At 73.0% G+C, this 12,275-nt stretch carries 12 protein-coding genes; 2 read left to right on the top strand and 10 right to left on the bottom strand.

Annotated elements, in window-relative coordinates; all coding sequences use genetic code 11:
- Positions 1–30: 30 nt before the first annotated feature.
- The 3 genes from BJ958_RS00905 to BJ958_RS00895 all read right to left on the bottom strand — a co-directional run bounded on the left by BJ958_RS00905 (position 31) and on the right by BJ958_RS00895 (position 3,044).
- A complete protein-coding gene (locus BJ958_RS00905) occupies positions 31–1,455 on the bottom strand; it encodes an amidase family protein (RefSeq protein ID WP_179724714.1) in 1,425 nt (474 codons plus the stop codon).
- Between the two features lie 34 nt (positions 1,456–1,489).
- Positions 1,490–2,323: a hypothetical protein gene (locus tag BJ958_RS00900; RefSeq protein ID WP_179724712.1), complete on the bottom strand. Its 834-nt coding sequence runs from the start codon at positions 2,321–2,323 to the stop codon at positions 1,490–1,492.
- A 163-nt stretch (positions 2,324–2,486) separates the two neighbouring features.
- Positions 2,487–3,044: an NAD(P)H-dependent oxidoreductase gene (locus BJ958_RS00895; RefSeq protein ID WP_179724710.1), complete on the bottom strand. Its 558-nt coding sequence runs from the start codon at positions 3,042–3,044 to the stop codon at positions 2,487–2,489.
- Between the two features lie 96 nt (positions 3,045–3,140).
- Here BJ958_RS00895 and BJ958_RS00890 point away from each other — a divergent pair, with 96 nt between their 5' ends.
- Complete coding sequence (locus tag BJ958_RS00890) at positions 3,141–3,752, top strand: TetR/AcrR family transcriptional regulator (protein ID WP_179724708.1); 612 nt, start codon at positions 3,141–3,143, stop codon at positions 3,750–3,752.
- Here BJ958_RS00890 and BJ958_RS00885 read toward each other — a convergent pair.
- From BJ958_RS00885 to BJ958_RS27280, 4 genes are all read right to left on the bottom strand, one after another.
- The gene (locus tag BJ958_RS00885) at positions 3,725–4,546 is read right to left on the bottom strand and encodes an SMP-30/gluconolactonase/LRE family protein (protein WP_179724706.1); all 822 of its coding nucleotides are present in this window, start codon (positions 4,544–4,546) and stop codon (positions 3,725–3,727) included. The two genes, BJ958_RS00890 and BJ958_RS00885, sit on opposite strands and share 28 nt — an antisense overlap.
- Positions 4,547–4,601: 55 nt before the next feature.
- Positions 4,602–6,209, bottom strand: coding sequence for a citramalate synthase (gene cimA, locus BJ958_RS00880; protein ID WP_179724704.1), 1,608 nt, complete (start codon positions 6,207–6,209; stop codon positions 4,602–4,604).
- A 166-nt stretch (positions 6,210–6,375) separates the two neighbouring features.
- On the bottom strand, positions 6,376–8,055 hold the full coding sequence (locus BJ958_RS00875) for a protein kinase domain-containing protein (protein ID WP_179724702.1): 1,680 nt from the start codon (positions 8,053–8,055) through the stop codon (positions 6,376–6,378).
- A gap of 51 nt (positions 8,056–8,106) precedes the next feature.
- Positions 8,107–8,337: a hypothetical protein gene (locus BJ958_RS27280; RefSeq protein WP_218865524.1), complete on the bottom strand. Its 231-nt coding sequence runs from the start codon at positions 8,335–8,337 to the stop codon at positions 8,107–8,109.
- Between the two features lie 206 nt (positions 8,338–8,543).
- Between BJ958_RS27280 and BJ958_RS00865 the strand changes: the two genes are divergently transcribed.
- A complete protein-coding gene (locus BJ958_RS00865) occupies positions 8,544–9,335 on the top strand; it encodes an alpha/beta fold hydrolase (RefSeq protein ID WP_179724700.1) in 792 nt (263 codons plus the stop codon).
- A 39-nt stretch (positions 9,336–9,374) separates the two neighbouring features.
- Here BJ958_RS00865 and BJ958_RS00860 read toward each other — a convergent pair whose 3' ends face one another.
- The 3 genes from BJ958_RS00860 to BJ958_RS00850 form a co-directional block, all read right to left on the bottom strand.
- Entirely contained in the window at positions 9,375–10,463 is a 1,089-nt protein-coding gene (locus BJ958_RS00860) for a branched-chain amino acid aminotransferase (protein WP_246319135.1), read from the bottom strand.
- An 81-nt stretch (positions 10,464–10,544) separates the two neighbouring features.
- Positions 10,545–11,651 carry a 3-isopropylmalate dehydrogenase gene (locus BJ958_RS00855; protein WP_179724696.1) on the bottom strand — a complete coding sequence of 369 codons (1,107 nt, stop codon included), beginning with the start codon at positions 11,649–11,651 and terminating at the stop codon, positions 10,545–10,547.
- A gap of 11 nt (positions 11,652–11,662) precedes the next feature.
- Positions 11,663–11,824: a hypothetical protein gene (locus tag BJ958_RS00850; protein ID WP_179724694.1), complete on the bottom strand. Its 162-nt coding sequence runs from the start codon at positions 11,822–11,824 to the stop codon at positions 11,663–11,665.
- Positions 11,825–12,275: the final 451 nt, after the last annotated feature.

Below are 12,275 nucleotides of genomic sequence, written 5' to 3'. Positions count from 1 at the left end.
AATCACCGCTGAAGCGGCGATTCCCGCACCTCACCACAGCGGCGGGTGGCGGTCCTTCCATGGTGCCGCGGCCTCGACCTGCGCGGCGAGCGAGATGAGCAGCTCCTCCTCGGCAGGGCGGGCGGCGAGCATGACGCCGACCGGTAGTCCGTCGGAGGTCTGGTGGAGCGGCAGCGAGATCGCCGGCATGCCGGTCACGTTCCACGCGGAGGTCCACGGTGTGAAGCGCTTCTGCGCCTCGAAGTCGGCCGCCGGGTCGTCGTCGTCGCGGAGGGCACCGACGGGCAGCGGCGGGGCGGCGAGGGTCGGGGTGAGCACGATGTCGTACGGCGCCAGCGCGACCAGCGCGCCCGCGGCGTAGCGGCGCATCGCCCCGATCGCCAGCCCGAACTCCGGTCCGGAGACGGCCTCGCCGCGCTCGCCGAGCCAGCGGGTGAGCGGCCTGATCTGCTCGCGCTGGGCAGGCTCGAGCGGAACCGTCGAGAGCGCCGTGAGCACCGCCCAGCAGGTCTCGAAGACGGCGACCGCCTCAGGCGGCAGGGGCACCTGCACGTCCTCGATCACATGACCGAGCGAGGCGAGCAGGCGCGAGGCGTCGTCGTACGCCTGCTGGACCTCCGGGTGCACCTCGACGTCCGCGATCACCGGCCGGTCGAAGCGGGCGATCCGCAGCCGGCCGGGCTCGCGGCCCGCGGCGGACAGGAAGGTCCCGGTCGGGTCGGGGGCCCAGGCCGGGTCGCCGGCGCGGCGGCCGGCGAGCACGTCGAGGAGCGCCGCGGCGTCCGCGACCGTGCGGGCGATCGGGCCCGACACGGCCAGCCCGACCGGGTCGCCGTACACGGGGAAGCCGCTGATCCGGCCGCGGGTCGGCTTCAGCCCGACCAGCCCGCAGCAGGACGCCGGGATCCGGATCGAGCCGCCGCCGTCGGAGCCCTGCGCGACCGGCACCAGCCCGGCCGCGACGGCGGACGCCGCACCCCCCGACGAGCCACCCGCCATCCGGGTCGTGTCCCACGGCGTGACGGCGGGCGGGCGACCCTCCGGCTCGGTGTAGCAGGGTGAGCCGAACTCGGGCGTGCTCGTCTTCCCGAGGCTGACCAGTCCGGCGTCCTCGATCGCCAGCGCGACGCTGTCGGACACGTCGGGCACGTAGCCCGCGAACGCCGGTGACCCGAACGCGGTCGGGACACCGCGGGTGAGGTTGAGGTCCTTGATCGCCGTCGGTACGCCGGCCAGCGGGGACGCACCGTCCCCGACCGGACCCACCGCCGCGACCTCCCGGGCGCGGCGCCGCGCGGCATCCGGGTCCCGGTGCACGAACGCGCCGTCGACGTACTCCTGCGGGAGACGCGCGGCGCGTTCGAGGTAGTGCTCGGTGAGCTCGACGGGGCTGATCTCGCCGGAGCGGATCAGCGCCCCCTGCTCGAGGGCGGTCAGGTCGTGGAGTTCGGCCACGACCCGACCCTAGCCGTCGGGTGCTCGGGCGAGATCAGCGCTGCTGGAAGGCGAGGACCTCCGAGGCCGGGCCGCCGAGGTAGGCGTCCTGGTCGAGGACGGCGCTGTTCTTGCCGGCCGGCGACGGCAGGCCCTGACGGGCGTTGACGACTCCGTTGAGCAGGCCGCCGACCCCGCACCCGGTGGCCGCCGGGACGGCGAAGGACCGGTCGACGACGACACCGCCCCGGGCGTGGATCAGGCTGCCGGCCTCGCCGACGGGCACGAACTCGAAGGACCCGGCCTTCTCCATGGCCAGGTGCAGCACGATCGGGTTCGCGTTCGACCCGATGTAGCAGCCGCCGCCGAGCAGGGCGTTCCTGAGCCGGATCTTCACGGGCAGGGCGACCACCTCGCCGCCGTAGATCGAGGCGAGGATGTCGATCTGCGGGAGCTGCGTGGTGGCGAGCTCGACCGTGGCGGTCACGTCGGTGAGGCCGGGCAGCAACCGCTCGACACCCGGCACGCCGAGCAGCCCGCCGGGGACCTGCATCGGGGACGAGGTGAACACCTTGCCGGGCGTCCCGAAGGTCTTCTCCCCTGCGCCGACGCTCGCGATGCCGAGCGAGAGCACCGACTGCGCCGTCACGGGCACGGTGCCCTTGCCGATCACGAAGGTGCCGCCGGTCACCACGGCGGTGACGCACGACGTCGACGCGTCGTCGGCCTCGGCCAGCATCTGCTGGGCCGGGCAGTTGCGGAAGACCTCGAACGGGTGCGGCTCGTCGGCCGCCCGGGCGGTCGGGACGAGGGTGGCGGCCGGGAGGGCGACGAGCGCGACGAGAGCGGCGAGGCGGGCTCGGGCACGACGGGACGGGAGCAGCGGCATGGGTTCTCCTGGGAGCGAGGGGTGCAGCGATCGGGCCCATTCAGCCGAACCCTCACCAGAAGATCAACTCTTGTTGTGACGCGCTGTCACCGGTAAGGAGCCTCACCAAAAATGCCGCTGCCGCACGCGGTGGGCGTGCGGCAGCGGCGTCGGGACGGCGGGGTCAGGCCGCGCTCACCTCGGGGGCGAACTCGACCAGGGTGCCGAGCGCGGCGAGCAGCTTGGCGCGGACCTCGGGGTCGGTGGTCGGGTCGACGTCGACGGCCGGCTGGGAGACGGTGACGTCCTCGACGACGATCGCACCGGCGATGCCGGCGGAGCGAGCGGTGTCACCGTGGGCCCACTTGCCGCCGTAGGGCGTCGGGGTGGCACCGATGACGCCGAACGGCTTGCCGACCACGGCGCCGGCGCCGTACGGGCGCGAGATCCAGTCGATCGCGTTGTTGAGGACCGCGGGCATGGTGCCGTTGTACTCGGGGGTGACCGCCAGGACGCGGTCGGCGGAGGCGACGCGCTCGCGCAGGGCGACGGCGGCGGCAGGGGCAGACTCGCCGTCGAGGTCCTCGTTGTAGAACGGGACCTCGCCGAGGCCCTCGATGATGTCCAGCGTGACGCCGGCCGGCGCCTCGTCGCGCAGGATCTCGGCGAGCTTGCGGTTGAGGGAGTCGGCCCGGAGGGATCCGACGAGGACGGCGACGCGGGTGCTCTGGGTGTCAGTCATGGAGGTCGAAACGGACCACGGTCCGCTTTCATTCCCGGGGTGCGAGGAGTTTTTTCGCGAACGCCTGTCGGCGCCGCGACCTAGGGTGGCCTCACCATGCCGAAGGACCTCCCGCTGATCACGACCGCGCCCGTCGTACGACGCGACGCCGCCCGCAACCGGGAGGCGCTGCTGCGGGCCGCGGCCGAGCTGATCGAGAGCTGCGGGGTCGACGACCTCACGACCGAGGCGGTCGCCGCCCGGGCGGGCGTGGGCAAGGGCACGGTGTTCCGGCGGTTCGGGAGCCGCGAGGGGCTGATGGCCTCGCTGCTCAACCACCGCGAGGAGGAGTGGCAGGCGAGCGTGATCAGCGGGCCCCCGCCGTTGGGCCCGGGTGCGCCGCCCATGGAGCGGCTGCTGGCGTTCGGCGCGTCCCGGCTTCGCCACCACCGCGAGCAGGCCGCGCTCATCGAGGCGGCGGGGACCACGTGGGGCGAGAACTACGCCGTGCTCGGGTTCGTGTCGTTGCACGTGCGGATGCTGCTGTCCCAGCTCGGGGTGCAGGGCGACCTGGGCTACCTGGCGACGGCGCTGGTCGCGCCGCTGGGCGTGCCGGTGCTGCGCCAGCTGATGGACGCCGGCGGGATGAGCGAGGCGCAGGTCGTCGCCGGCTGGAACGACCTGGTCGCGCGGGTCGTCGCTCAGCCCAGCGCCACCCGCAGCAGCTGACCGTCCCAGTCCTGGAAGGTCGGGAGCTCCGCGGGCCCCGGCCAGTGCGCGGCGACGACGTAGAGCCGGTCGCCGTCGATCGCGCAGGCGAACCCGCCGCGGTCCAGCTCGACGGTGCGCAGCACCTCGCCGCCCTCGGCGACGCGGACGCAGCGCCGGTGCGGGACGTCGGCGTACCAGGCGGCCCCCTCGGCATCGAGGCAGATGCCGTCGGGGTTGTCGGTGCCGAGGTCGGCCCAGATCCGCCGTCGCGACAGGGAGCCGTCCTCGGCGATGTCGAATCCCACCAGCTGCGAGCGGTAGGAGTCCGCGACGACCAGCGTCCGGCCGTCGGCGGTGAGGGCCATCCCGTTGGGGAACGCGAGGTCGTCGGCCACCACGCGGGCGGTGCCGTCGGGCAGCACGAGCGCCACGAAGCCGGGCGCCCGGGCTCCGTCCGGCGGGCCGACGGCGAAGTCGAAGTCGCAGCTGTTGACGTACGCCCGGCCGAGGCGGTCGACCACGATGTCGTTGTGGCCGTACGACGACAGCCCGGCCAGGTCGGCGTACCTCACCAGGGTGCCGTCCGGCTCCCGGACGAGCAGCGCGTGCACCTGGTTCGACACCAGGACCAGCCGCCCGTCGGGCAGGAAGTCGAAGCACAGCGGCAGCGACGGGTGCTCGACGACCACCTCGACGCAGTCGTGCTCGTCGACCGCGATGATCCGGCCGTGCGTCCAGTCGCTGAACCAGATCCGGCCGTCGTGCCACCGCGGTGACTCCACCAGGCCCAGTCCGCTCACGAGGGTGTCCATGCAGGATGGACCGGCCGCGGCCGCGGGACTCATCGCCCGCGGCAGCAGCGGGAGATCAGTCCTGGTGGTGGCGCAGCAGCCCGTAGGTGAGGCTGTCCACGAGCGCCTCCCAGGATGCCTCGATGACGTTCGCGCCGACGCCGACCGTCACCCACGAGGACGCGCCGTCGGTGGTCTCGATGAGCACACGGGTGATGGCGTCGGTGCCGTGGCCCTGGTCGAGGATGCGGACCTTGAAGTCGATCAGCTCGAACTTCGCGATCTCGGGGTACGCCTGCTCGATCGCCGAGCGCAGCGCCTGGTCGAGCGCGTTGACCGGGCCGTTGCCCTCCCCCGTCACGACGTAGCGCACGTCGGCGGCGGTGAGCTTCACGGTCGCCTCGGAGACCGCCTCCTCGCCCGGCGCGGCGTGGGTGAGCGTCTCGGTGATCACCCGCCAGCTCTCGACGTCGAAGTACGACGGCCGCCGGCCGTCCACCTCCTCGGCGAGGAGCAGCTCGAAGGACGCGTCCGCGGCCTCGAAGGTGTAGCCGCGCAGCTCGAGCTCCTTGACCCGGTTGGTCACCCGGGTGACCAGCTCGGGGTTGTCGGAGAGGTCGAAGCCGAGCTCCTTGCCCTTGAGCTCGATGGTCGCGCGACCGGCCATGTCCGAGACGAGCAGACGCATGTCGTTGCCCACCCCGGCCGGGTCCATGTGCTGGTAGAGGTCGGGGTCGACCTTGATCGCGCTGGCGTGCAGGCCGGCCTTGTGCGCGAAGGCCGAGGCGCCGACGTAGGGCTGGCGCGCGGCCGGCGGCACGTTGGTCACCTCCGCGACGGCGTGGGCGATCCGGGTGGCCTCGGTGAGCAGGCCGGGCGGCAGCACCTGCCGGTCGAGCTTGAGCTCGAGGTTGGCGACGACGTTGACGAGGTCGGCGTTGCCGGTGCGCTCTCCGTAGCCGTTGATGCAGCCCTGGACGTGGGTCGCGCCCGCCTCGACGGCCGCGAGCGTGTTGGCGACCGCGAGACCGGTGTCGTTGTGGCAGTGGATGCCGACGCGGACCTGGGTCGTCTCGAGGACGTCGTTGACGACGTCGGAGACCCAGCCCGGAAGCATGCCGCCGTTGGTGTCGCACAGCGCGATGACCTCCGCACCGGCGTCGTACGCCGTCCGCAGCACCTCGAGCGCGTAGGCCCGGTCGAGCCGGTAGCCGTCGAAGAAGTGCTCGGCGTCGAGGAACACCTGCTGTCCCTCGGCCCGCAGGTGGGAGACGGTGTCGCGGATCATCGCGAGGTTCTCCTCGAGCGTGGTCCGCAGCGCCTTCTCGACGTGCCCGACGTGGGACTTCGCGACCAGGGTGACGACGCCTGCCCCACTCTCACGCAGCGCCGCGACCTGCGGGTCGTCGGCGGCGAGCAGGCCGGCGCGTCGGGTCGAGCCGAACGCCGCGAGCCGGGCGTGCTCGAGGTCCAGCTCGACGGCTGCGCGCCGGAAGAACTCGGTGTCCTTGGGGTTCGCACCCGGCCAGCCGCCCTCGATGTAGCCGACGCCGAGCCCGTCCAGGTGCCGCGCGATGGCGAGCTTGTCGGCCACCGTGGGGTTGAGCCCCTCCTGCTGCATGCCGTCGCGCAGGGTGGTGTCGTAGACGTGGAACGAGCCGTGGAGGTCGAGCTGCTGGTTCATCGGGGATCTCTCGCTGGGTGTCACCTGGGCAAAACAAAAGCCTCCCGACAACGAGAGGCTGGCGCGTCCGACGGGCGTCGGACGCGCTAACTAATGATCGTGGTGATGGTGCTCACGAGGTCAGTGTGCCACGGATGCCCGCTCGCCCGGCTCGGAGTCCACGGGCTCACAGGTCGAAGGGGCCCGTGGTCCAGGGGAACCACGCGACTCCGTTGCCGGCGACGAGCACGCCCAGGCCGGCCGCGACAGCGAGCACCAGCGCGCAGGTCAGCAACCACGGCACCGGCCGGCGCGCGAGCGGGGCGAGCACCCGCGAGAGCGGCGAACGGAACCTGCTGCTGCCCGGCCCGGACCACAGCGCGACGCCGAGGGTCGCGCCGCCGGCCAGCAACGTGGTCGGTACGTCGAGCGCCAGCGCGTAGGCCAGCAGGCCCGCGGCCACGCCGAGCCCGGCGCTCCAGGACACGAGCACGACCGTGCCGGTCACGGCCCGCAGGAGGTGCCACGGACTGGTCGTGACCCAGCGCAGGCCGTCGTACCACTTGACGCCGCGGACCGTACGACGACTGGCGACCGCCGACGCCGCCAGGGAGCCGGCGCGCAGCAGCCACACGGCGAGCACGACCACGGCGGTGGCGACCCACGGTGCGGCGGCGAAGCCTGCCCCGAGCGCGACGGCACCGAGCCCGACCGCCGTCCAGCGGCGCAGTCGCTCGGCGAGCGGGGGCTTCGGCTGTGCGACGAACGCCTGCTCGAGGTCCCAGGCCTGGTCGAACTGCTCCTCCATCCGCGCCATCGCCGCGGCCGGCGGCGGCGGCGCGGGCGGAGGTACGGGCGCGGCGGCCGGTGCCGCCTGGGTGGGCAGGACCTGGGTGCCGGGCGCGGCCGGCTCCGGCACCGTGGGCGGGGTGTCCGGCCCGGGCGGCACGGGTGCGCCGCCGTGCGCGGCGAGCGCCAACGGGAGCGTGAAGTCGTCGGGGACGGGGCCCGACGGGGTGAACAACGCGCCGGGCGGGGGCGCGGGAGGCAGCTCGGGCCGGGTGCTGAGCGGGCGCAGCCAGGCGAGCAGCTCCTCGAGCAGCGGCCGCTCGAGCGGGTCGGGGTCGAGGGCGGCGGCGAGCACCTCGGCCAGCGGGCTCTCGATGCCTGCGAGGTCGTGCTGGCCACGACGGGTGCGATCCATGACGGCCATCGAGGGACCGCGTCCGTACGGCGGGCGCCCGCTCGCGGCGTAGGCGACCGTGGCCGCCCACGCGTGCACGTCGGCGGCCGGGGTCGCCTCGTCCCCGTACAGGATCTCGGGAGCGAGGTACCCGGGCGTGCCCAGCAGCCAGCCGGTCTGGGTCAGCCGGACGTCGTCGGCGACGCGCGCGAGCCCGAAGTCGATGAGGATCGGGGTGCGGCCCTCCATCAGCACGTTGCCCGGCTTCACGTCACGGTGCAGGACGCCTGACCCGTGCACCGCGGCGATCCCCTCCGCGAGGCAGCCGGCGAGCCAGAGCAGGTCGCGGCCGGCGACCGGGCCCTCGGTCGCGACGTGCTCGTGCAGGGAGAATCCCGGGACGTAGCGGGTGACGACGTAGGGCACCTCGGCCCACGGGTCGGCGTCGAGCATCTCCGCGACCCAGGGGCTGCGCACCCGGGTCAGCGAGCCGACCTCGCGCGCCAGCCGGTTGCGAGCCTCCTGGTCACCCACGACCTGCGGGCGCAGCACCTTGAGCGCGACGCGCTGCCCGTCGGGACCCTGCGCCAGGTGCACGATGCCCATCCCACCCTCGCCGAGCTTGGTGAGCAGCGTGTAGCGCCCCACGTGCGTGGGCGCGCTGCTGTCCGGGCGGAGGGTCACAGCCAGAGGCTACCCAGCCGGGCACCGGATCAGGCCCGGGCACACCGGTCGCTACGCCCGACCACGGGCGTCGAGCTCCGCGACCAGGCGCTTCGGGGCGACGCGGCGGTACGACGCGTCGGCCAGCTCGGCGATCTCGGCCCAGTCCACGTCGGGGTCGGCGAGGTCGATCGCCCGGCCGCCGTACGGGCCGTAGTAGGCAGGCACGAAGAACCTCGGGTCCTCGTCGAGGGCCGGCAGGTCGACGGCGTCGGGGGTGAAGATGAAGGCGCTCGGCACCATCCGGTGCTCCCCCGCCTGATCTTCTCGCTGCCTCCGAAGGCGGCGAAGATCCTGCCGGCCCGGAAGGTCGGCCGGCCGTGGCTGACCCGCTCCTCGGCGCCCGGCAGCGCGAGACAGATGGCACGCAGCTCGACCAGGCCGGGATCGTCGTCGCGGAACATGATCGGGTGGGCCATGCCAGCCAGTATCGCGTGCCACCATGGGCCATGGCTCCCTCGCTGGAGGTGCACGACCTCGGTGACGGCGTCCCGCTGCTGATGGTCCAGACGGGGCTGACCGCCGACGAGCTGCTCCCGCTCGCGCTGCAGCCCGACCTCGCCGGCCACCGCCGCCTGGTCCTGCACCGACGGGGGTACGCCGGCAGTCCGCCGCCGCACCCCGTGCCGTCGATCGCGACCGATGCCGACGACTGCGTGGTCCTGCTCGACGAGCTCGGCCTCGACCGGGCGCACGTGCTGGGCTACTCCTACTCCGCCGCCGTCGCGCTCGATCTCGCGGCGGCCCACCCGGACCGGGTCGCGAGCCTGGTGCTGCTCGAGCCGCCACCGAGCGTGAGCGAGCACCGGGCCGCGTTCCTGGAGGTGGTCTCGGACCTGCTCGAGCTCCGCCGGGAGCAGGGGGTGGAGGCCGCGCTCGACGCCTTCCTCGCGATGCAGGCGCCGCCGGAGTGGTGGGCAGCGCTGGAGCCGGTCGTCCCGGACGCCCGCGCCCAGGTGCGTCGAGACGCAGCGACCTTCCTCGGCGCCGACCTGCCCGCCCTGCTCGCGTGGACGTTCACCGCCGTCGACGCGGCCCGGGTCCGCTGCCCGGTCCTGCACGTCGGTGGCGACGCGAGCGGCCCCTGGTGGGCCGCCGTACGACGCCAGGTGCTCGCGTGGTTCCCGGACGCTGCCGACGTGGTGGTCGCCGGGGCCGACCACGGCCTCGCGGTCAGTCACGCCGCCGCCGTGGCCGCAGCGGTCGGGCGCTTCCTCCGCGAGCCGGGTGGCGGGCAGTGACCGGCAGGTCGCCCGCACCCACCCGGCTCGCGGCGAACCTCAGTCGATGCGGCGCATCCAGCCGAAGGTGTCCTCGGCTCGGCCGAGCTGGACGCCGACGAGCGCCTCGCGGATCCGCATGGTCAGGTCCTGGCTGGCGGGTGCCGGGGTCTCGCCGCCGGTGTACTTCAGCGAGCCGACGGGGGTGACCACGGCGGCGGTGCCGCAGGCGAAGATCTCGGTGATCCGGCCGCTGGCGACGCCCTCGCGCCACTCGTCGATGCCGAACTTGCGCTCGGTGACCTGGTGGCCCATCTTGCCGGCCAGCTCGATGATCGAGGAGCGGGTGATGCCCTCGAGGATGGTGCCGGTCTCCGGGGTGACGATCGAGCCGTCGTCGAAGACGAAGTACATGTTCATCCCGCCGAGCTCCTCGACGTACCTGCCCTCCTGGGCGTCGAGGAAGACGACCTGGTCGCAGCCCTGGGCGTAGGCCTCCTGCTGCGCGACCAGCGACGAGGCGTAGTTGCCGCCGGTCTTGGCCGCGCCCATGCCGCCACGGCCGGCGCGGGTGTACTCCTCGGTCAGCCACAGGGTGACCGGCTTGATGCCGCCCTTGAAGTAGGCACCGGCCGGGCTCGCGATCACCATGAAGGTGACGTGCTGGGCCGGGCGCACGCCGAGGAACTTCTCCGAGGCGAACATGAACGGGCGCAGGTAGAGGCTCTTCTCGCCGCCGTCGGGGTTCCCCGGCACCCACCGCGCGTCGACCTTCACCAGCTCCTCGACGGCCTGGATGAAGTCCGGCACCTCGAGCACCGGCAGCGCGAGGCGGTGGCTGGAGCGCTTCATCCGCTCGGCGTTGGCCTCGGGCCGGAACAGCCACAGCGAGTCCCCGTCGGCACCGTGGTGGCGGTAGGCCTTCATCCCCTCGAACGTCTCCTGCGCGTAGTGCAGGACGGCGGCCGCGGGGTCGAGCGTGATCGGGCCGTACGGCGTGATGCGGGCGTCGTACCAGCCCTGCTCCGGCGTCCACTCGACGGTGAACATGTGGTCGGAGAAGTGCACCCCGAAGCCCGGGTTGGCCAGGATCTCGGCCAGGCGGGCGTCGTCGGTCGGGGTCGCAGAGAGCGTGGTGGTGATCTGCATGGTCATCAGGTTAGTCCTCGTTAACGCGGGTCGGGAGTGGGCCGTCTGCCCGCGTCTGGGGCGATGTGCCCCGGCGCGGACTCAGCCGGCTACTCGCGCCGCGATCGCGTCGCCCACCTCGGGCGTACGACGCTGCTGGCCCGGCTCGCGCGCCTCGAGGTCGGCGAGCACCGCCGCCTCGATGCGGGCCGCCGCCTCGGGGTGGCCGAGGTGGTCGAGCAGGAGCGCGCCGGAGAGGATCGCGGCGGTGGGGTCGGCGATCAGCTGCCCCGCGATGTCGGGTGCCGAGCCGTGCACGGGCTCGAACATGGAGGGCGAGGTGCGATCCGGGTTCACGTTGCCGGACGCGGCCAGGCCGATGCCTCCGCTGATCGCGGCGGCGAGGTCGGTGACGATGTCGCCGAACAGGTTGTCGGTGACGATGACGTCGAAGCGCTGCGGGTCGGTGGTCAGGTAGATCATCACCGCGTCGATGTGGCTGTAGTCGGTGGTGACGTCCGGGTACTCCTCGGCCACCTGCTGGAACAGCCGCCACCAGACCTGGCCCGCGTGGACGAGCACGTTGGTCTTGTGGACGAGGGTGAGCTTCTTGCGGGGCCGCTTTCGGGCGCGCTCGAAGGCGTCGCGGATGACCCGCTCGACGCCGTAGGCCGTGTTGACCGACACCTCGGTGGCGACCTCGGCCGGCGTACCGACGCGCAGGGCGCCGCCGTTGCCGGTGTAGGGGCCCTCGGTGCCCTCGCGGACGACCACGAAGTCGACCTCGCCCTTGCCCAGCACCTCGTCGGACAGCGGGGAGCCAAGTCGAGCAGCGCCCGGGTAGATGCGCGAGGGGCGCAGGTTGACGTAGTGGTCGAGCTCGAAGCGCAGCTTGAGCAGCAGGCCGCGCTCGAGGATGCCCGGGGGCAGGTTCGGGTCGTTGGGCTTGCCGCCGACCGCGCCCAGCAGCAGGGCGTCCTGGTTGCGGATCTCCTCGAGCACGCTGTCGGGCAGCACCTCGCCGGTGCGCAGGTAGCGCTCGGCACCGAGGTCGTACTGGGTCTGCGCGAACTTCAGGTCGGCCGGCGCCGCGACCTCGAGGACCTTGAGGGCCTCGGCGGTCACCTCGGGGCCGATCCCGTCACCGGGGATGACGCCCAGGGCGACCTGGCCGGTGGTGACGGGGGCTGCAGCGGAGGAGTCGGTCATGGGAGGAAAACCTAGTTGTCGTCGGGGAGCCCGGCGTCACCGTCTCGCAGGTCAGTCCCCGCGGGCGTGTCGAGCTGGGCGAGGTGGAAGGGGTGCTCCGGGTCGTGCTTGGCGGGGCCCCACTCGCGGGAGTCGCGGTACTGGGCGCCGGGGCGGGTCGAGGTGGTGAACATCGCTGGGTCTCCGTGAGAGCTGAAGGTGCTGAGGACGGTGCTGGACGAGTGCTGTCCTGCGCGTCTCCCACCACGGCGGGTGGGGCGTCAGCTCGTGGGTCTCACGGGAGCTCGACTACGACGGGGGTACGGATCACGCGTTGCCGGCCGGTGGCCCCGCCGCGGTGCGGATCGGAGACGCGTCAGGACTTCTTCGGTTTGATCGAGAAGCCCGACGCGGTATCGGGAACGCCGCAATCACCGCGGCGAGGTGGCCTCTCTCAGGCCTCGCCGCGGCGCACGATTACGAGAAGAGCGCTCCGCATGATGGGACGACTGTAGAGGAGCCGGACCGCCGCTGTCCCTGTTTCGTCCAGCATGCGGGCGGTCTGCTGCATGGATCGCCGGACATCCGGGGATACAGGTGATGCCGATGGGACGGCCCGCAGCAACGGCGGCAGCCCGGACCACG

The sequence above is a fragment of the Nocardioides kongjuensis genome (genome assembly GCF_013409625.1).
Taxonomy (GTDB): domain Bacteria; phylum Actinomycetota; class Actinomycetes; order Propionibacteriales; family Nocardioidaceae; genus Nocardioides; species Nocardioides kongjuensis.
The sequence above is the reverse complement of the archived record's forward strand: the minus strand, read 5'-3'. Positions and strand labels throughout refer to the sequence as shown.

What these genes read in the sequence shown, in the direction of transcription:
- BJ958_RS00900 (WP_179724712.1), bottom strand. Translation starts at nt 2,323, where the DNA reads ATGCCGCTGCTCCCGTCCCGTCGTGCCCGAGCCCGCCTCGCCGCTCTC.
- BJ958_RS00895 (WP_179724710.1), bottom strand. Translation starts at nt 3,044, where the DNA reads ATGACTGACACCCAGAGCACCCGCGTCGCCGTCCTCGTCGGATCCCTC.
- BJ958_RS00890 (WP_179724708.1), top strand. Translation starts at nt 3,141, where the DNA reads ATGCCGAAGGACCTCCCGCTGATCACGACCGCGCCCGTCGTACGACGC.
- BJ958_RS00885 (WP_179724706.1), bottom strand. Translation starts at nt 4,546, where the DNA reads ATGGACACCCTCGTGAGCGGACTGGGCCTGGTGGAGTCACCGCGGTGG.
- cimA (WP_179724704.1), bottom strand. Translation starts at nt 6,209, where the DNA reads ATGAACCAGCAGCTCGACCTCCACGGCTCGTTCCACGTCTACGACACC.
- BJ958_RS27280 (WP_218865524.1), bottom strand. Translation starts at nt 8,337, where the DNA reads ATGGTGCCGAGCGCCTTCATCTTCACCCCCGACGCCGTCGACCTGCCG.
- BJ958_RS00865 (WP_179724700.1), top strand. Translation starts at nt 8,544, where the DNA reads ATGGCTCCCTCGCTGGAGGTGCACGACCTCGGTGACGGCGTCCCGCTG.
- BJ958_RS00860 (WP_246319135.1), bottom strand. Translation starts at nt 10,463, where the DNA reads ATGCAGATCACCACCACGCTCTCTGCGACCCCGACCGACGACGCCCGC.
- BJ958_RS00855 (WP_179724696.1), bottom strand. Translation starts at nt 11,651, where the DNA reads ATGACCGACTCCTCCGCTGCAGCCCCCGTCACCACCGGCCAGGTCGCC.
- BJ958_RS00850 (WP_179724694.1), bottom strand. Translation starts at nt 11,824, where the DNA reads ATGTTCACCACCTCGACCCGCCCCGGCGCCCAGTACCGCGACTCCCGC.